Below are 17,557 nucleotides of genomic sequence, written 5' to 3'. Positions count from 1 at the left end.
ATCGAGCTACCAAGGCCACGGCTGAAGCGATTCCCCAGAACTCGGGATCTGCCGTGCTAGGAAGATGATTCGGCGGTGTCTTCCTCTTCACTACCCGCGACGGGCTCCGGCGGCCGCAGAGTCTCCGGCGCCTCGCGGCCTGGCCTGACCCGAGCGCTGATGATCAGCCACACGACGGCACCGAGCCCGACCAGGATTGACGTCCAGATGTTCAAGCGAAGGCCGAAGATGATGTTCGCCGTGTCGATTCGAAGCCACTCCACACCCAGGCGGCCTAGGCAGTACAAAGCGATGTACAAGGCGAACACCCGACCGTGCCCCATGCGGAAGCGCTTGTCTGCCAGAAGCAACACCGTGAACACGCCGAGGTTCCACAACGACTCGTACAGGAACGTCGGATGGAAGGTCGCGAACTGCTCAAACCCGTCTGGCCGGTTCACTGGATCGATCGCGAGACCCCAGGGCAGGTCAGTGGGCCCGCCGAAGAGTTCCTGGTTGAAGTAGTTGCCCCAGCGCCCGATCGCCTGGGCGAGCACGATGCCGGGCGCTATCGCGTCTCCGAACGCCGGAAGCGGAATGCCCTTGCGACGGCAGCCAATCCAGGCACCGAGCGCACCGAGCGCCACAGCGCCCCAGATACCCAGGCCGCCCTGCCAAACCTGCACAGCACCCGCGAAGCCGCTGCCTCCTGGACCGAAGTAGAGCTGGTTGTCGCTGATGACGTGATACAGCCGACCACCGACGATCCCGAACGGAATCGCCCAGATCGCCACGTCAAGGACAGTCCCGGGCAACCCACCGCGAGCAACCCAGCGCTTGTCCCCCACCCAGATCGCCACGACGATCCCGAGGATGATCGCGACCGCGTACGCGCGCAGCGGTAGCGGCCCTAGGTACCAGACACCGTGCGGGGGGCTCGGGATGTAGGCGGGGAGCATCAACTCTGCGGCGCCCCCGCCTCGGCCACTGCCTTCTTCAGCCGTTCGATGTCCCCGTCCGGATCCGAGGGATCAAAGGCGACTTTTTTCCCGTTCACGACGACCGTGGGCGTACCTGTGATGCCTTGGATCCGCATCTGGTCGGTGCTGTTGACAGACCATCCGAAGTACGTTTCGGAGACAACGCACTGCTTGAAGGGGTCGAAGCGGTCGCCCTTGATGCCCGCCTGCGCCCCGAAGGAGATCAGCTGGTCGTTGGTCCAGCCGACACCCTCAGTCGGCTGGTTGGCGAACACGATCTCGTGGTACTCGTCCTTCTTGCCCTCGTCGATGGCGCATCCCCAAGCCGACATGGCCCGTTTGGAGTTCTGGCCGGGAATGTTGCTGTCCAGGAACGCGATCGTGCGCCAAATGACTTCGGCGTCGCCGGACTTCGCCATCTCCGTCACGGTTTCGCCGAAGACCTTCTCGAAGTACTCGCAGGCTGGGCACTGGAAGTCCTCCCATATCTCGACGACCGGCTTGCCCTGAGCCGCACCCTTGGCAGCCACGACTCCGTACGCGTAGGGACTATCCGCCGCGAGTACTCCCTGCGGCAAGACCGCGTCCGCTGAAGGCTCGATGTTCCCCCCGGACCTGCCCGACGACCACCAGGCTCCCCCGACCAGGCCGACGACGACTACGACCAGGACGGCACCAATCCCGATGTTGATCAGTCGCTGGCGCCGGTTCTGGGCTGCCTCCGCTGCCGCCCGGGCCTCAGCCGCTCTCTTCCTCGCGCGGCTGCTCTCAGTACTAGCCATTCTCCGTAGCTCCCTTGTTCAAGCTCGTTGTCGTTCGCGCCGGTGATTCCGGATTCCGGATCGGACCCACTGTACGCGGACGCCAAGTGCCCAACCCAGAGGCGGGTTACCGGCACGCCGGACCCGGTACTCACAAGTAGCGGTAGACCACCATGGCCGAGATGATCGCCACCAGCAGCACCGACACCACGATGTCCAGCCCGTACTTGAAGTACGGTCCGACACGCATCTGGAGAGTGGATCCCAGATTGCCCTCAAGTATGTTGATCCTGGTCATCGACGAGAACACCAAGGTCACTGTCACCGTTATCAGAAGGCACCAGGGACACAGGGCGCCAATTACAAAATACGCCTGGTAGAACAACCAATAGGCGAACAAGAATCCAATCGTGGTCACCGCCTGAGCGGTGAGCATGAGTCCGCGGGGGAACCGAACCCCCATGAGAAGGGCCAAAGCGAGGAAGATGACGATCGGTTCAGCGATCAAACCTAGAAACGCGTTAGGAAACCCCAGCAAGTGCGCCTGCCAGGAAGTCCCCACAGTGCCGCACGAGATCTTCGAGGTTATGTTGCACGACAGCTGCGCATTGGGGTTCGCGGCCAGAACCACCGCATCGTATGACAGCACCAGCGACGCCACCAACCCAAGCACGCTGGACACCAGCATCTCAACAACTGTCGGTCTGTGCGCCCCCCTTGACCGTGGGATAACCCATTCCTCAAACCTCTTTCCGCTGAGAGGTCTCTGCCCGCGCACACCGCTTTGCGCCGCCTGGCGCAGATTGTCCAACTCTCGCGAGAAGCCAGCTTCGAAATCCCGCGGGAGATCCAGGTGGTCTTTGAGCTCGTCCTTCACGTCCGCCGCGGAAGACTCCAAGCCGTCCGCCAAATTCAGCAGATCCGTCCTGTTTAGGGGGAGCTGACTTCCCAGCAGCACTTCCGGTTCCCGAGCTACTTCTTCAAGGCACCTGCACTGCGTGGAAATGAAGTCGCCGGAAAGTTCCGGATTCTCTTCGCACAGGTCGCCGAGATCCAGCATCCTACTTTCCAGGCTGGCTACGGACCCAGGCTGCAGTCCTTCCGTGTCAACCCAGGCGAACACCCAGTCTCCGGATTCTAAGAACGCGACGAACCAGTGCTTTCCGACTCTCTCCATCTTCTTCAAAGTGAGCGCTTGTCCCCCTTGCCCCACAGTGGCTGCCAAGACGATTCCCTTCACTCCCCGCTCAGACGCCGGACCCCGGCGGCGAGTTCCGCCGCGAGTGCCGCGACCGCAGCCTCAGCCTCATCCGGCCCACCCGCCTGTAGCGCCGCCTTCACGAACGCCGAGCCGACAATCACCCCGTCAGCGTATCCGGCCACGCCCGCTGCCTGGGCGCGCGTCGAAACACCCAGCCCCACCGCGATCGGCAGCCGCGTGACAGCGCGAAGTCTGCGCACCAGGGACTCGGCAGCCAGGGGCGGATCGGATCGCGCCCCAGTCACTCCCATCAACGATGCCGCGTAGACGAAACCCGCGCTGGCCGCGGCGACCCTGCCGAGCCGTTCATCCGTTGACGACGGCGCGGCCAGGAAGACGTGGTCCAGTCCTGCGCGGTCGCACACGGCCAGCCAATCGCTGCCCTCCTCTGGCGTGAGGTCCGGCGTGATCACACCGCAACCCCCGGCTGCGGCGAGGTCCGCGGCGAACTTCTCAGCGCCGTAGCGCTCGATCAGATTCCAGTAGGTCATCACCGTGATGGCGGCACCGCTCGCACGTAGCTCGCTCACGATTTCGAACACGTCCAGCGTCGTGGTCCCGGCCTTCAGGGCTGTCTCTGACGCGGCGCAGATCACCGGGCCGTCCATCATCGGGTCTGAATACGGCAACCCGACTTCGAGTACGTCCGCTCCACCGGCCACCATGGCCTTCAGCAAGCGCACGGAAGTTTCCTTGTCGGGGAAGCCGCCAGGCAGGTAGCCGATCAGCGCCGCCCGGTCTTCGGCCCTCGCGGTCTCGAAAGCGGCGGACAGCGCGCTCATGAGGCGCCGTCGTCAATCAGACCGAAGTAGCGCGCGGCCGTGCTCACGTCCTTGTCCCCGCGACCCGACAGGTTCACCAGGATCAACGCCTCCGGTCCCAAACGCCGACCGAGCCGTATCGCTCCCGCCAGCGCGTGCGCGCTCTCGAGCGCTGGGATGATGCCCTCGGTGTGGCACAGAACCTTGAACGCGGCCATGGCTTCGTCGTCGTCAACGGGCTCGTAGGTCGCCCGCCCGCTGTCATGCAGCAGAGCGTGCTCAGGGCCCACGCCCGGGTAGTCCAACCCGGCGCTGATGCTGTAGGAGGGGCGGGTCTGTCCGAACTCGTCTTGCAGGATGTACGTGCGCGTGCCGTGCAGGACACCGGGACTACCGCCACTGAACCGGGCCGAGTGCCGGCCGCTGTCGACGCCCTTGCCCCCGGCCTCGAACCCGAACAGCGCGACTCCCGGATCGGCCAGGAACGCGCTGAACAGTCCGATCGCGTTGCTGCCGCCGCCGACGCACGCCGCGAGCGCGTCGGGCAACCTGCCGGTCCGTTCGAGCACCTGACGGCGCGCTTCGACGCCAATCACCGACTGGAAGTGCCGAACCATCTCAGGGAACGGGGCCGGTCCAGTGACGGTCCCGAGCAAGTAGTGCGTGTGCTCGACGCTGGTCACCCAGTCGCGCATCGCCTCGTTGATGGCGTCCTTGAGCGTCTGGGTTCCGGCGGTGACGGTCACGACTTCCGCGCCGAGCAGACGCATCCTCGCTACGTTCAGGGCCTGCCGTCGCGTGTCTTCCTCCCCCATGTAGATCGTGCATTCAAGCCCGAACAGTGCCGCGGCAGTAGCTGTCGCGACGCCGTGCTGCCCAGCGCCCGTCTCGGCGATCACGCGGCGCTTGCCCATCCGGACCGTCAACAGCGCTTGCCCGAGAACGTTGTTGATCTTGTGGCTTCCTGTGTGGTTGAGGTCCTCGCGCTTCAACAGCACGCGAGCCCCGCCACACTCCGCGGCGAACCGGCGTGCGTCAGTCAGCGGACTTGGGCGACCCACGTAGTCGCACAACAGGCCATCCAATTTCGACGCGAAGTCGGGATCAGCTAGTGCCTGCTCGTACGCGCCGGTCAGCTCGTCCAGGGCTGCCATTAGAGCCTCGGGCACGAATCGCCCGCCGTAAGGCCCATAGTGGGTGAACGCGGAATCCGGCACGCTCACTCCCGGTGGTTGGCTACCGATGGATGAGCCCCTGCCGTCACTAGCTCATGCACTGCGGCGCGCGGGTCTTCGTGTGTCACGAGGCTCTCCCCCACGAGCACGGCGCTCGCGCCTCCGTGGGCGTAGGCGATCAGGTCAAGCGGGCCGCGCACGCCCGATTCCGCGATGCACAAGCAGTGGGCTGGTATGGATGGCGCAACCCGCGCGAAGAGCTCGTGGTCAACCGACAGGGTGTGCAAATCTCGGGCGTTCACACCGACCAGGACAGCGCCAGCGGCAACCGCGCGTTCCACTTCCCACTCGTCGTGCGCCTCCACCAGTGGCGCCATGCCCAGCGACTTGGCGCGTTCGATAAGGCTCACGAGCGCGTCCTGGGCAAGCGCGGCGACGATCAGCAGAACGATATCGGCGCCGTACGCCTTCGCCTCCCAGAGCTGATAGGAAGTCACGACGAAGTCCTTGCGCATCACAGGGATGTCGACCGCGGCCCTGACCGAAGACAGGTCAGCCAGTGAACCGCAGAACCGCCGCTCCTCTGTCAGGACACTGATCGCGTGCGCACCGCCGGCTTCGTACTCAGCGGCCAACGCTCCAGCGTCGGGTATCGGCGCGAGGATTCCCCGGCTCGGACTGCACCGCTTGACTTCCGCGATTACCTTGACCCCTTCACCGCGAAGGGCCGCCACCGCGTCGCGGCATGGCGGCATGTGTGAAGCGCGCTCCTTCAACTCCTCAAGCGGTGTCTGGGCCATGCGCAGCTCAACGTCTGTGCGGACGTCATCGAGGATGTCGTCCAGTACGCTCACCGCCGACCTCCCTGAAAGCCCGATTCACGTCACAGTAGCGCCGCGCCCAACCCATGAATCCGGTGGGTGCCAGGCCTCAGGAATGAGTCACGGGGCTGCCACCTTCGGGGAGAACCAGCGGCATCCTCACCTGGAACGCGGCACCTCCCTCGGCGGACCGCTCGACCCGAGCGCGACCTCCCTGTCGAGCTGCCAGGCGCCCCACTAGAGCCAGTCCGACTCCGGAGCCAACATCGCGAATACCCCGGTAGCGCGCGTACAACGCGGCCGGTTCGAACGCGACTGCCATGTCGTCGTCGGACAGCCCCGGTCCACCGTCGCGGACCTCGATCACCGCGTCTCCATCCTCCCTGCGCAGAGCCAGGACGATTCGCGCGCCGGAAGGTGTCACCCGCAGAGCGTTCTCAGCCAAGTTGTCGATGACTTGGCGCGCCCTAGTGGGATCGGCGCGGACGAAGACCCCTGAGGAGATGTCGGGAGTGAACACGACGCCTTCCCGCTGGCAGCGGTCCGACCACACTTCCGCGGCCTGGGCGCAGACTTCGGACATGTCAATGACGACGACCTCGACAGCGACTTCCGCGGCACCCAGCCTCGCCAGGTCGAGCAGATCGGAAACGAGCCGGTCCAGCCGATCTGACTCCCGCGTCATTACCGCCCCAGTGCTGGCGACCTCACTGGGATCCACTAGCCCGTCCGCGAGTGCCTCCGCGTACCCGCGCACCGCTGTCAGTGGAGTTCGCAGTTCGTGTGACACCGAGAGCAGGAACTCGCGTTGACGTCCTTCGCTTCGCGCCAACGCCTGAGAAAGCTGGTTCAGCGACGTCGCTATGTCGGCCACTTCGGCGGGCCCCTCTGGGTCCAGCCGCAAACCGCGCTCTCCGGATGACAACCTCTCGGCGGCATCGGCGGCCTGGCGCAAAGGACTTGTGAGGCGCCGCGAGGCCAGGTAACCGATTCCAGCGGCAACGAGCACCCCGATGGCCAGCGCTACCAGGAGCCGCCTGACCGCCTCATCCGCGGAGTCCCCCGCGAGTTGGGCTGGCGCCAACAACACCAAGCCGTAGCGACCGTCGATGGGGCGCCCGGCGACGAAGTAGCTGTCCCCGGAGACCGTGACTGTCGTAGACAAGCGATCTCCCGCGATGATCGCGGCAACTTGGGCACGGTCCAATCCGGGCGGCACCTCGAGCTCCGGACCCACCACGTAGGGAGTCACGCGCTGGGCAGCCAGCGACTGCCTCAACCGCATTGTCGCCCCCATCGGAGAGGGGCGTTGAAGCGCTTCGACTGTGACGTCCGCGAGCCTGTCGAGAGTCACCTGCTCCTGGGTCTTGGACGCGCCAAGGATCAGCGGGATGCTGACCGCCACAGCGACCACGGCCGTCAGAACAGCGACGCCCGCCGCGAGCAGGACGGTTCTGCCCGACACGGTCCGCAGGAAGCCCTGGCGCGATTCAGTCATCGACGCTCTCTCGGACAGCCGAGTATCCAACTCCGCGCACGGTTCGGATTGGACTCGCCGAGCCCAGTTTGGCCCTGACCTGTGCCACGTGCACGTCGACCGTCCGAGTGCTGGCCATGGCCTCGTAACCCCAGACCTGTGACAGCAATTGCTCGCGCGAGAACACCCGGCCAGGCTTCGCCATGAGGTATGCGAGTAGTTCGAACTCGGTGGCCGTAAGCGCCATGTTCCGATCGCGGACGCGGACCGTGTGCGCCGCTCGGTCAACTGTCACCTCGCCGACGCTCAGCACGTCCGCGCCACCCGGACCAGACGCCCTGCGCACCGCCGCCTTGACCCGGGCGACGACTTCGCGGGGGCTGAAGGGCTTGGTGATGTAGTCGTCCGCTCCAAGCTCCAATCCCAGGATCCGGTCGATCTCGTCCTCTCTGGCTGTGCAGAACAACACGGGCGTCCAGTCACCCGCTGCCCGCATCCGGCGAACGACTTCAGTGCCGTCGATTCCGGGAAGTCCGACATCCAGAACTACCGCGACCGGGCGCACGCGTTTGATCGAAACCAGAGCCGCCTCACCGGACTTCTCGATGGTGACTCCGAAGCCTTCACGACGAAGGTACATGCGCAAGATGTCCGCGATCGCTGCCTCGTCTTCCACGACGAGCACCAGACCTCGCGACCCATCCGTCATCGGGGTCACGCGCCATCGTCCGTTAGGGCGGCGTCCATCGTCGCGGCCGAAGCCACAGCGTTGAGCACGGCGGCCGCCTTGTTGCGGCACTCCGCGTCCTCGGTCTCCGGAACCGAATCCGCGACCAACCCCGCGCCCGCCTGCACGTAGGCAACACCGCCGAGGATGACCGCTGTCCTGATCGCGATCGCGGTGTCGAGATCGCCAGCGAAATCGAGGTAGCCGACAGCTCCTCCGTACAGTCCGCGCCTGACGGGCTCTAACTCGTCGATGATTTCCATGGCACGTGGCTTGGGCGCGCCGGACAAGGTTCCCGCCGGGAAGGCAGCGGCGAGCGCGTCGAAGGCGGACTTCCCTGGCGCGAGACGACCCACGACGGTAGACACGATGTGCATGACATGCGAGTAGCGCTCCACCTGCATGAACTCGACGACTTCGACCGACCCAGGCGCGCACACCCTTCCCAAATCGTTTCGGCCCAGATCTACCAGCATCAAGTGCTCAGCCCGCTCCTTGTCGTCAGCCAGCAAGTCCTCCGAGAGGGCGACATCCTCTTCAGGTGAATCGCCCCGGCGTCTGGTACCAGCGAGGGGATGCAGCATGCACTCGCCCGCCTTGACGGTCACTAGCGCCTCCGGGGACGAGCCGACTACGTCGAAGGCGACGCGGTCCGACAGCCCGTCGTCGGATCCAGTCGCTTCGGGGAAGCGAAACAGGTACATGTATGGGCTTGGATTCGTCGCGCGTAACACCCGATAGACGTCTATCGCCGAAGCCGGGCACTTAGTCGAGAAACGCTGCGAGATCACGATCTGGAACGCGTCCCCCGCCTCTATGTACTCACGGGACTTGGCAACGGCATCCAGATAGTCGTCCCGGTCAGTGCGGGAAGCCGGAGCCTTCGCGGATACCGCGCGGTATCTGGCCGGCGGAATAGGTACTGCCCTGGCGAGGTCGCGTGTCATGCGATCCAGCCGACCCATCGCGTCGACCCACGCGGCGTCGGCGCGCTCGTCAGAGTTGTCGTAGTTGACAGCGTTGGTTATGAGCAACACAGTGCCGTCGGCGTGATCCAAGACAGCCACGTCGGTGGCCAGGAGCATGCACAGCTCGGGAACTCCCAATTCCTCGGGGTTCTCGTCCGGAAGCCGCTCCAGCCGTCGCACGGCGTCGTAGCCGACGTACCCGACCAGGCCGGACGTGAATGGCGGCAGTCCTTCTGGACGATCTGTTGCCAGTGCTTCGATCGTGGCTCGCATCGCCTCCAGAGGGTCATCGGTGTGCGCGACGCCTTCGGGTGCCTTACCCGACCACAGCGCCCGCCCATCGGACTCGGTGAGCATCGCGGGGCATCGCACTCCGACGAACGAGTACCGCGACCACACGCGGCCATGCTCGGCCGACTCGAGCAGGAATGTTCCGGCCCGACCTCCAGCCAGAGCTTGATACAACCCGACGGGTGTGAACCCGTCCGCCAGCACGCGGCGCATGACCGGAACAACGCGGCGGGTCTTAGCCAACTCCCTGAACTCGGACAAGCTCGGAACCGCGTTGCCGTCGGCGGAGGCGATGTTGGTCATGCTCGCTCGCCAGTCATGCGCCGTCACGAACAGAAAGCGGCAGATCGCGGTCATCGAAACAAGTCGCTGTGCCTGTGTGGCAAGCAGGTCCGGTCTGCTCAACCGTCAGCAGAATCGCGTCGCCGTCGCAGTCGTAGCGGACGCGCCGCACTAGCTGAACGTTTCCGGACGTCTCGCCCTTGGTCCACTGTTTTCCACGGCTCCGGCTGAAATACGTACCGCGGCCTGAATCCAAAGTTGCCAGCAGCGCGGCGCGATCCATCCACGCGAGCATCAGGACATCACCGCTCACAGATTGAGCGATAGCGGGAACCAGACCGTCGGGCCCGAAGCGGACCGCTTCCAACAAGTCGTCGTCTTCGCGCGCGGTAGACACGCTTCCCATTGTGCCTCTCTCGGGGGCATCCGCGCGGCAGGACCGAAGTGCCGAGGGGGGTACCAGGTCACGGTACGCGATGTGCCTAGTATGGGCCGCGTGTCAGCCATTGACCTAGCACGCGAGGAGCGGTCACAGCTTTGTGACCTGCTGGAGCAAGTCGGCCCGGACGAACCCACGCTTTGCGAGGGGTGGACGACAAGGGACTTGGCGGCGCACTTGGTAGTGCGCGAAGGCCGTCCTGACGCGGCGCTCGGAATTCTTGGAGGGCCTCTATCCGCGTGGACGGAGAAGGTCCAGAACGACGCTGCCTCGCAACCGTTCGAGAAGCTCGTCCGTCTGGTCAGGAACGGCCCGCCGATCTGGTCGACCTTCCGCCTCCCATGGGTTGATGGCCAGGCGAACATCGTGGAGTTTTTCGTTCATCACGAGGATGTGCGCAGAGGCTCAAACAGCTGGAAGCCGCGCAGCCTTGACCCGAAGCTGTCTGATCTGCTCTGGGATCGTCTCAAGCTCGGCGGTCGGCTGCTATTCAAGGGCGCCAAGGGTGGTGTGATTCTGCGACGTACGAACGCGGATGAGCACGAGCACAAGGCGAAGGGCGGCAGCCAGGCTGTGACCATCGTCGGCACTGCCGGTGAGCTGATGCTTCTCGCGTACGGCCGCAGCGAAGTCGACGTTGAGATTCTCGGTGAGCCCGAGGCCGTTGCCTCGTTCAGGCAAGCTCGGTTCCACGTTCGCGAAGACCAGGACCGACCAGCCTGACCGGGTAACCCGACCGGCTCAATTCCGCTTTCACATCAGGTATCCGCAGCACGCCGAAGTGGAACACGCTCGCGGCCAGCACCGCGTCCGCGCCAGCCTCGATAGCCGGCCCGAAGTCCGCGAGGCAGCCAGCGCCGCCGCTCGCTATCACCGGCACGGACACTACGTGCCGGACAGCACGTATCAGTTCGAGATCGAATCCGCGCTTGGTCCCGTCCGCGTCCATCGAATTCAGCAGGATTTCCCCGGCTCCTGTTTCCGCCGCCCGCTTGGCCCATCCGACCGCGTCGATGCCGGTCCCGCGGCGCCCTCCGTGAGTCGTGACTTCGAACCCGCTCGCCGTATCAGCACACCTGCGCGCGTCAACCGACACGACGACGCACTGTGAACCGAATCTCCGCGAGGCATCCTTGACCAGCTCAGGATTGGCCAAGGCAGCGGTGTTCACGCCCACCTTGTCCGCGCCAGCCCGGAGCAATCGGTCGAAGTCGTCGACACTTCGCACTCCGCCCCCAACGGTCAGGGGGATGAAGACCTCGCTCGCCGTCCGGCGAACCATGTCATACGTGGTTTCCCGCTGGCCGCTTGAGGCCGTGATGTCCAGGAAGACGAGCTCGTCCGCCCCTTCGGAGTCGTAGACGGCCGCCAGTTCAACAGGGTCTCCAGCATCCTTGAGGTCGACGAAATTGACGCCCTTTACGACACGGCCGTCATCGACATCCAGGCAGGGGATGACACGCACGGCGAGTGACACGGGTCCAGGTTACGGCGTGCCGACACTTTGGTGCGCGTAAGCTGGCGGCGATGAGGACTCCCGAACTTGACCGCATGAGCGCGGCGCGGAACATACTGCTGACGACCTCGAGCGCCGCCGGGACCACCAGCACGACGGCTGAATGGGTCGCGCGCGAAGGAGATCACCTCTACCTGATTGTCGATGACGCGTCCGAAACCGCCCGCAACATCAAGGCCAACCCTGACGTTGAGTTGGCTCCGTGCGATCGCAGCGGCAAGGCCCAAGGCGGCACAACCCAGGCCCAAGCTGAGCTCGTAGTCGATCAGGCTGGCGTATCGCGGACCCGCGATCTCCTGCGCCGAAGGTACGGGCTGGTTTGGCCGATGCTGGACATCGTGTTGCGGGTTACCCGCCAGCGGCCTGAGCACTACGCGGCCGTCCGGCTAACCATCCCCACCTAGTTCGCCCCCCCCCGCTACGGCCCCGCCCCCTTGCGCGGAAGCGGCCGTTCCGTGCAAACGCGACCGTTACGCAAGGAGACACCCGTTGTAACGGGCGCGTCTGTACCCTAAAGGGCGCGTTTGTCAAGAACGTCCGCTAAGTTCGGGCGGGTTCGCAGGTTCTGTTCAGCCCTGGGTCAGACGGCACCGTCGAGGTCAAGGTAATCCCGGCGAGGAGCGACTGCGGCCAAAGCCTCGGAGAGCGAGAACGCCCCCGAATACAGCGCCTTGCCGATAACCACGCCTTCAAGTCCCAAGGGCAGGAGCTCCGCGAGCTCATGCAGATCCTCCAGTTTCGCGACGCCGCCAGAAGCGATGACCGGCCGTTCAGTCCTGTGGCAGACAACCCTGAGCAGCTCCAGGTTGGGCCCGGTCAAAGTGCCATCGCGAGACACGTCGGTCACGACATAGCGCGCGCACCCCTGCGCATCCAGTCTCGCGATCGTCGCGAGCAGTTCCCCACCTTCGCGCGTCCATCCCCGAGCTGCCAGGCGACTCCCCCTCACGTCCAGACCGACAGCGATGCGGTCTCCGTGCTCGGCGATGACTTTCTCGCACCACTGGGGGCTTTCCAGCGCGGCTGTGCCGAGATTGACCCGTCGGCATCCTGTGGCCAGGGCCGCCGTCAGCGAATCCTCGTCACGTATTCCGCCGCTGAGTTCCACGTCGATGTCGACGCGTCCAACTACATCAGACAACAGCTCCCTGTTTGAGCCTCGGCCAAAAGCCGCGTCCAGGTCCACCAAGTGGATCCAGGACGCTCCCTGAGATTGCCACCGCAGAGCGGCCTCGATGGGGTCGCCGTAGTCGGTCTCCGTGCCCGCGACCCCCTTGACCAGGCGGACGGCCTTGCCGTCAGCGACATCGACAGCGGGGAACAGCTCCAGGATTCCAGCCATCGGGTCAACCTACGACTATGACGTCGGGGTCGGCGGCGGCGGGGTCGGCGGGGTCGGCGGTGTCGGCGGTGTCGGCGGGGTGACAGTTGGACCCGCGGTCGTCTCTGTCGTCGTAGGACCTGGCGCTGGCTTCTCGCCACCGCTGATGACAACCGCTGCGATGAGCAGAATCACGCCGATGATCGCGATCGCGACGACCCATGCCCAGGAGCTATCGGACTTGTTCCTCTCGTTGGGAGCCGACGGGTTCACCCCGACCTGGGTCTCCGGGTACGCCCTGGCCTCGGTCCACTTCACGCCGTCCCAGAATCTCTGTCGCCCAGGGTTCTCCGGATCTGGGTACCAACCTGGCATCGGAGAAGACATCTACCCACCTCATCCTCGGATGATCGGAATCTAGCGGCTTTGACCGGTTTGTTCAGCTATTCCGGGCGCGACATGCTGGACAACCAGTTAGCGAGCAGCTTTAGCCCGGCCGCTCCAGATTTCTCGGGGTGGAACTGAGTAGCCGCGACTACGCCGTGCTGGACCGCTGCCGCGAACTTCTCACCATGCTCCGACAGCGCCACCTGCGCACCAGGAAGCCCAGCCAACTCGGCCCACTGCCTCAGTCCGTATGAATGCACGAAGTAGAAGCGCTGGTCGGCCACGCCGCGAAACAGCGCCGAACCTGCCGGGGCCTCGACGGTGTTCCAGCCCATGTGAGGCAGAACTTCCGCATGGAGCAGTTCGACGGTGCCTGGCCAGATGCCAAGACCCGCCACCTCCTCACCGTGCTCGGCGCTGCGGGAGAACATCACCTGCATCCCAACACAGACCCCCAGGACAGGGCGCCCCACGGCGATGCGGTCGGCGATGATGTCGGGCCCTCCGGCATCAGCCAGACCCCGCATGCACGCGGCGAAAGCGCCCACTCCCGGGACGACCAGCCCGTCGCACTCACGAGACAGGTCAGCGTCCGCTGTGATCACGGCGTCAGCTCCAACGCGGTTGAGCGCCTTTTCGGCCGACCGAACGTTCCCGAACCCGTAGTCGAATACGACGACGCGCGGCCTACTGGCCACCTAGAGTCCCCTTGGTGCTAGGGATGCCGGCGACCCGAGGGTCCAAAGCCACGGCCGCGCGCAGCGCTCTGGCGACTGACTTGAACTGAGCCTCCACAACGTGGTGCGCGTTCCTACCGGAGAGAACGCGGACATGCAACGTGATGCCAGCACTGGCCACAATCGACTCCCAGACGTGTCGGGTCAAAGTCGTGTCGTAACTGCCGATGAGTTCGATCAGCTCCGGCTCGACGTGAACCAGATGGGGGCGGCCAGAAAGGTCAACCGCTGTCTGCACGAGGGCTTCGTCTAAAGGCACCAGCGAGTCGCCGAAACGCTGCACACCCGACCTGTCGCCCAGGCATTCATTGAGCGCCTGCCCGATGGCCAGGCATGTGTCCTCGACGGTGTGGTGCGAGTCGACAGCCACATCGCCGTCTGTCGTAACCGCTAGATCGAAGCCGCCGTGCTTCCCTAGCTGGGAAAGCATGTGGTCGAAGAACGGCACGCCAGTGTCGATGCTCGTCTTGCCGGAGCCGTCCAGATCAAGCTCCACCACGACTCGGCTCTCTTTGGTCGCCCGTTCAACTCGCGCGGTCCTATTCATGACTGCAACCCTTCATCCCGCAGTGCGCCGGAGCCCAGGAGCCGCGCCGCACCGCTGTCCAAGACGATACTCATCGCTTGGCGCATGGCCTGGTTTTCCTCCGGTGTCCCCACGCTGACCCTCAGCCAACCGTCCGGCCCGACCATCCTCACAAGGACGCCCTGATCGACCAACGCACGCCAAGTCGCCTCCCGGTCAGCGAAACAGCCCACCAGCAAGAAGTTCGCCTGCGACGCCGCGACATCAAGCCCAACCGCACTGAACCACTCCGCCTGCTGGCGTCGTTCGGCTCGCAACGTCGCCACGGGGGCTAGCAAGACCGGGGCATTCCTGGCCGCGACGCACGCCATCGCCTGCGTCGTCGACGACAAGTGATACGGCAGTCTCACGATGCGCACCGCGTCGATCGCCTCGGCGCTGGCAACCGCGTAACCGAGCCTGAGGCCCGCGAGCCCAAACGCCTTACTCATTGTCCGGGTGACGATCAACCGATCGCTGTCGGGCACACGAGCTGTGGCGGAGAAGACCCCGACGTCGGCGAACTCCACGTAGGCCTCATCAACAATGAGCATCGCGTCGGCGCCCGCGACCAGGTCGAGCAACTCGTCGAGCTGTCCCGCTGGAAGAAGCGTGCCGGTCGGGTTGTTCGGCGAGGCCACCACAACCAGCGACGGCCGGGCTTCCGTGAAAGACCGCGCGACCTCGGACATGTCCAACTCGAAGTCGCCACGACGCGGAGCCGTCACATACTCGGTGAACGTCTCACGCGCGTACTGGGGGTACAGCGAGTAGGTCGGCGCGAATGACAGGGCGCGGCGTCCGGGCCCCCCGAAAGCCGCGAAGATCTGATGCATGACCTCGTTGCTGCCGTTGGCGGGCCAGATGTTGGCTGCCGCGGTTCTACCTCCGATCAGGCTGGCCAGCTCCGCGCGCAGCTCGATGCACTCGCGGTCGGGATATCGGTTGGCGGAAGCAAGCGCGTCCGCGGCCGCCCGGCCCATCTGAGCCACAACATCGGCCGACGGGCTGTAGGGGTTCTCGTTGACGTTTAGCCGGTTGGGCACGTCAAGAACAGGCGCCCCGTACGGCTCGACACCGGCCAGATCCGCCCGCACCGGCAACCCTGGGTTCACTGGCTGCCCTGAGATCGCGACGAGATCGCCGCACCGTGAGCTGGCAGGTCCTCCGCCTCCGCGAGGGTTCGGACGACGTCGGCGATCCCGGCCAGCCCGTCTTTGTCATAGTCGATCACCTGGACCGCGCGCAGGAAGGTGTGCACGCCAAGACCCGACGAGTGGGCTGCGGTGCCGCCGGTCGGCAAGACGTGGTTCGATCCTGCCGCGTAGTCGCCGAGTGAGACGGGACTGTACCGCCCGACGAAGATCGCTCCGGCGTTGCGCACGCGCCCAGCGTCCTCGCGTGAGTTGCGAGTTTGGACCTCGAGATGTTCGGCGCCGTACGCATTCGCGATGTCGAACGCGGCCGCCAAGTCGGCCACAAGCATGATCGCGCTCTGCGGTCCGCCCAGCGCTGCCGTGATCCGCTCCCGGTGCTTCGTGCCAGCTACTTGACGGGCCAGTTCCGTGACCACGTCGTCGACCAGATCCGGCGAGTCCGTGACAAGGACGCACGCCGCCATGGTGTCGTGCTCGGCCTGACTCATCAGGTCGGATGCCACGCACGCCGCGTCGGCGGAGTCGTCAGCGATCACCATGACCTCGGTCGGGCCGGCTTCTGAGTCGATGCCGACCAGCCCCTTGACGAGCCGCTTCGCCGCCGTGACGTAGACGTTCCCTGGGCCCGTGATCATGTCGACTGGACGACAAGCAGTGCCGTCCGAGAACCTGACGCCGTGCGCGAGCATGGCGATCGCCTGAGCGCCTCCCACCGCGTAGACCTCATCGACACCAAGCATCGCGCAGGCCGCGAGAACTACGGCATCTGGCAAGCCGCCGTTCTCCCTCTGGGGAGGGCTGGCGACCGCGAGCGACTCCACGCCGGCCACCTGGGCGGGGACGACGTTCATGATCACGCTCGATGGATAGGCGACGTTGCCGCCCGGAACGTACAGGCCGACGCGCTCGACTGGAATCCACCTCTGGCTTACGCGCCCCCCGGGGGCGACGTCGGTGTCGTGCCGCAGAGGAACCTGGCCCTCGTGCACCAAGCGCACTCGCCCGATGGCTTCGCCCAGCACCGCCCGAACGAGAGGATCCAGCCGACTGTCCGCCTCGGCCAGGGCTTCCGCTGGAACGCGCAGCACGGGCGGGCGGAACCCATCCAGACGCTCGGTCCATTCCAGGATCGCCTCTTCACCGCGCACGGCGACGTCTGCGACAATCCCGCTGACGCGATCCAGCTCGCTCCCTGAGGACGCGGCGGCCCGCGGCACGACAGATGCCGTGTCCACCATCCGCGCGCGAAGGTCAACAACCCGAATCACCCCAATATCCTACGTTTTCCGAGCGCATGCGGTGTCACGCGCGATCCGGCCGACGGGAGGGGCAGGATGTCAGATGTGGAAAAGCGCAAAACGAAAGCTGGCAAGGCCTCCGCAACAGGGGGGACCAAACGAGCCAAGGTGAGCGCCGCGAGCAAGGCCGCGCCGGACAAGGCCGGCTCCACCACCAAAGCCAGCGGCTCTGATACACCGGCGACGAAGGTCCTCGGGCGCGCCGGAATCGCCTACGCCCTACACGCGTGTCCGCCTGAAGCCGACGCGGACAGAGTTGCCGCCGCAGAGGACTACGGGATCCCGGCAAGGCGGCTGTTCGAAACCCTAGTCGTCAAGGTGGAAGATGAGAACCTGATCGCCGTCGTGCCAGCTCGCAGCATCATGAGCCTGAGCGCCGTCGCCGCGGCTGTGGGTGCTCGCAGTGCCGATTACACCGATGCGGATGAGGTCGAACGGATCACCGGGTACGCCGCGGACAGCGTTAGCCCCCTGGGATCGAAGACCCCGCTGGGACTACTTCTGGACACCTCCGCGATGGAGCAGCCAACCATCCTGGTCCCGGCCGGCCGTCAGGGGCTGCTGCTGGAGCTGATTCCCGACCAACTCATCAATCTTCTGCGCGCCCGTACTGCCCCCCTGTGCGTCAGCTGACGGCCAGGCGCGACCCCATCC

The 17,557-nt window shown here is 65.3% G+C and carries 20 protein-coding genes; 3 read left to right on the top strand and 17 right to left on the bottom strand.

What is annotated here, in order from left to right; translation table 11 throughout:
- Positions 1-56: 56 nt before the first annotated feature.
- The 10 genes from lgt to hisI form a co-directional block, all read right to left on the bottom strand.
- Positions 57-938 (bottom strand): prolipoprotein diacylglyceryl transferase, encoded by an 882-nt coding sequence (lgt, locus tag Q8P38_02095; GenBank protein MDP4013403.1) that lies wholly within the window; start codon positions 936-938, stop codon positions 57-59.
- A complete protein-coding gene (locus Q8P38_02090; GenBank protein MDP4013402.1) occupies positions 938-1,741 on the bottom strand; it encodes a thioredoxin domain-containing protein in 804 nt (267 codons plus the stop codon). Before Q8P38_02090 ends, lgt begins: the two co-directional genes overlap by 1 nt.
- Before the next feature lie 130 nt (positions 1,742-1,871).
- Positions 1,872-2,960 carry a vitamin K epoxide reductase family protein gene (locus Q8P38_02085; GenBank protein MDP4013401.1) on the bottom strand — a complete coding sequence of 363 codons (1,089 nt, stop codon included), beginning with the start codon at positions 2,958-2,960 and terminating at the stop codon, positions 1,872-1,874.
- Positions 2,957-3,763 carry a tryptophan synthase subunit alpha gene (gene trpA / locus Q8P38_02080; GenBank protein MDP4013400.1) on the bottom strand — a complete coding sequence of 269 codons (807 nt, stop codon included), beginning with the start codon at positions 3,761-3,763 and terminating at the stop codon, positions 2,957-2,959. The genes Q8P38_02085 and trpA overlap by 4 nt, the downstream gene beginning before the upstream one ends.
- Complete coding sequence (trpB, locus tag Q8P38_02075; GenBank protein ID MDP4013399.1) at positions 3,760-4,959, bottom strand: tryptophan synthase subunit beta; 1,200 nt, start codon at positions 4,957-4,959, stop codon at positions 3,760-3,762. The genes trpA and trpB overlap by 4 nt, the downstream gene beginning before the upstream one ends.
- 2 nt (positions 4,960-4,961) lie before the next feature.
- Positions 4,962-5,771 carry an indole-3-glycerol phosphate synthase TrpC gene (trpC, locus tag Q8P38_02070; GenBank protein MDP4013398.1) on the bottom strand — a complete coding sequence of 270 codons (810 nt, stop codon included), beginning with the start codon at positions 5,769-5,771 and terminating at the stop codon, positions 4,962-4,964.
- Positions 5,772-5,847: 76 nt separating this feature from the next.
- On the bottom strand, positions 5,848-7,236 hold the full coding sequence (locus Q8P38_02065; protein MDP4013397.1) for a HAMP domain-containing sensor histidine kinase: 1,389 nt from the start codon (positions 7,234-7,236) through the stop codon (positions 5,848-5,850).
- Positions 7,229-7,924, bottom strand: coding sequence for a response regulator transcription factor (locus Q8P38_02060; protein MDP4013396.1), 696 nt, complete (start codon positions 7,922-7,924; stop codon positions 7,229-7,231). Before Q8P38_02060 ends, Q8P38_02065 begins: the two co-directional genes overlap by 8 nt.
- Before the next feature lie 5 nt (positions 7,925-7,929).
- Entirely contained in the window at positions 7,930-9,504 is a 1,575-nt protein-coding gene (locus Q8P38_02055) for an anthranilate synthase component I (GenBank protein ID MDP4013395.1), read from the bottom strand.
- Positions 9,505-9,517: 13 nt separating this feature from the next.
- Positions 9,518-9,880, bottom strand: coding sequence for a phosphoribosyl-AMP cyclohydrolase (gene hisI, locus Q8P38_02050; protein MDP4013394.1), 363 nt, complete (start codon positions 9,878-9,880; stop codon positions 9,518-9,520).
- A gap of 99 nt (positions 9,881-9,979) precedes the next feature.
- On the opposite strand from hisI, the gene Q8P38_02045 reads away from it, so the two are divergent.
- Positions 9,980-10,645 (top strand): TIGR03085 family metal-binding protein, encoded by a 666-nt coding sequence (locus Q8P38_02045; protein MDP4013393.1) that lies wholly within the window; start codon positions 9,980-9,982, stop codon positions 10,643-10,645.
- On the opposite strand, the gene hisF is transcribed toward Q8P38_02045, so the two are convergent.
- Positions 10,596-11,399 carry an imidazole glycerol phosphate synthase subunit HisF gene (gene hisF, locus Q8P38_02040; GenBank protein MDP4013392.1) on the bottom strand — a complete coding sequence of 268 codons (804 nt, stop codon included), beginning with the start codon at positions 11,397-11,399 and terminating at the stop codon, positions 10,596-10,598. The genes Q8P38_02045 and hisF overlap by 50 nt on opposite strands.
- A 50-nt stretch (positions 11,400-11,449) precedes the next feature.
- On the opposite strand from hisF, the gene Q8P38_02035 reads away from it, so the two are divergent.
- Complete coding sequence (locus Q8P38_02035; protein ID MDP4013391.1) at positions 11,450-11,842, top strand: PPOX class F420-dependent oxidoreductase; 393 nt, start codon at positions 11,450-11,452, stop codon at positions 11,840-11,842.
- 176 nt (positions 11,843-12,018) lie between these two features.
- Here the strand turns inward: Q8P38_02035 and priA are convergent, their stop codons facing one another.
- From priA to hisD, 6 genes are read right to left on the bottom strand one after another with little or no spacing between them, the layout of a single operon-like run.
- Complete coding sequence (priA, locus tag Q8P38_02030; protein MDP4013390.1) at positions 12,019-12,780, bottom strand: bifunctional 1-(5-phosphoribosyl)-5-((5-phosphoribosylamino)methylideneamino)imidazole-4-carboxamide isomerase/phosphoribosylanthranilate isomerase PriA; 762 nt, start codon at positions 12,778-12,780, stop codon at positions 12,019-12,021.
- 15 nt (positions 12,781-12,795) lie between these two features.
- Positions 12,796-13,146 carry a DUF2510 domain-containing protein gene (locus Q8P38_02025; GenBank protein MDP4013389.1) on the bottom strand — a complete coding sequence of 117 codons (351 nt, stop codon included), beginning with the start codon at positions 13,144-13,146 and terminating at the stop codon, positions 12,796-12,798.
- 56 nt (positions 13,147-13,202) lie between these two features.
- Positions 13,203-13,844: an imidazole glycerol phosphate synthase subunit HisH gene (gene hisH / locus Q8P38_02020; protein ID MDP4013388.1), complete on the bottom strand. Its 642-nt coding sequence runs from the start codon at positions 13,842-13,844 to the stop codon at positions 13,203-13,205.
- On the bottom strand, positions 13,834-14,430 hold the full coding sequence (gene hisB / locus Q8P38_02015) for an imidazoleglycerol-phosphate dehydratase HisB (protein MDP4013387.1): 597 nt from the start codon (positions 14,428-14,430) through the stop codon (positions 13,834-13,836). Before hisB ends, hisH begins: the two co-directional genes overlap by 11 nt.
- A complete protein-coding gene (locus Q8P38_02010) occupies positions 14,427-15,563 on the bottom strand; it encodes a histidinol-phosphate transaminase (protein ID MDP4013386.1) in 1,137 nt (378 codons plus the stop codon). The genes hisB and Q8P38_02010 overlap by 4 nt, the downstream gene beginning before the upstream one ends.
- On the bottom strand, positions 15,560-16,873 hold the full coding sequence (gene hisD / locus Q8P38_02005; GenBank protein ID MDP4013385.1) for a histidinol dehydrogenase: 1,314 nt from the start codon (positions 16,871-16,873) through the stop codon (positions 15,560-15,562). Before hisD ends, Q8P38_02010 begins: the two co-directional genes overlap by 4 nt.
- Before the next feature lie 66 nt (positions 16,874-16,939).
- On the opposite strand from hisD, the gene Q8P38_02000 reads away from it, so the two are divergent.
- Complete coding sequence (locus tag Q8P38_02000) at positions 16,940-17,536, top strand: YbaK/EbsC family protein (protein ID MDP4013384.1); 597 nt, start codon at positions 16,940-16,942, stop codon at positions 17,534-17,536.
- Positions 17,537-17,557 lie beyond the last annotated feature (21 nt).

This window comes from Candidatus Nanopelagicales bacterium (assembly GCA_030700225.1).
In the GTDB taxonomy this organism is placed as follows: domain Bacteria; phylum Actinomycetota; class Actinomycetes; order S36-B12.
This window is presented reverse-complemented; position numbering and strand designations above follow the sequence as displayed.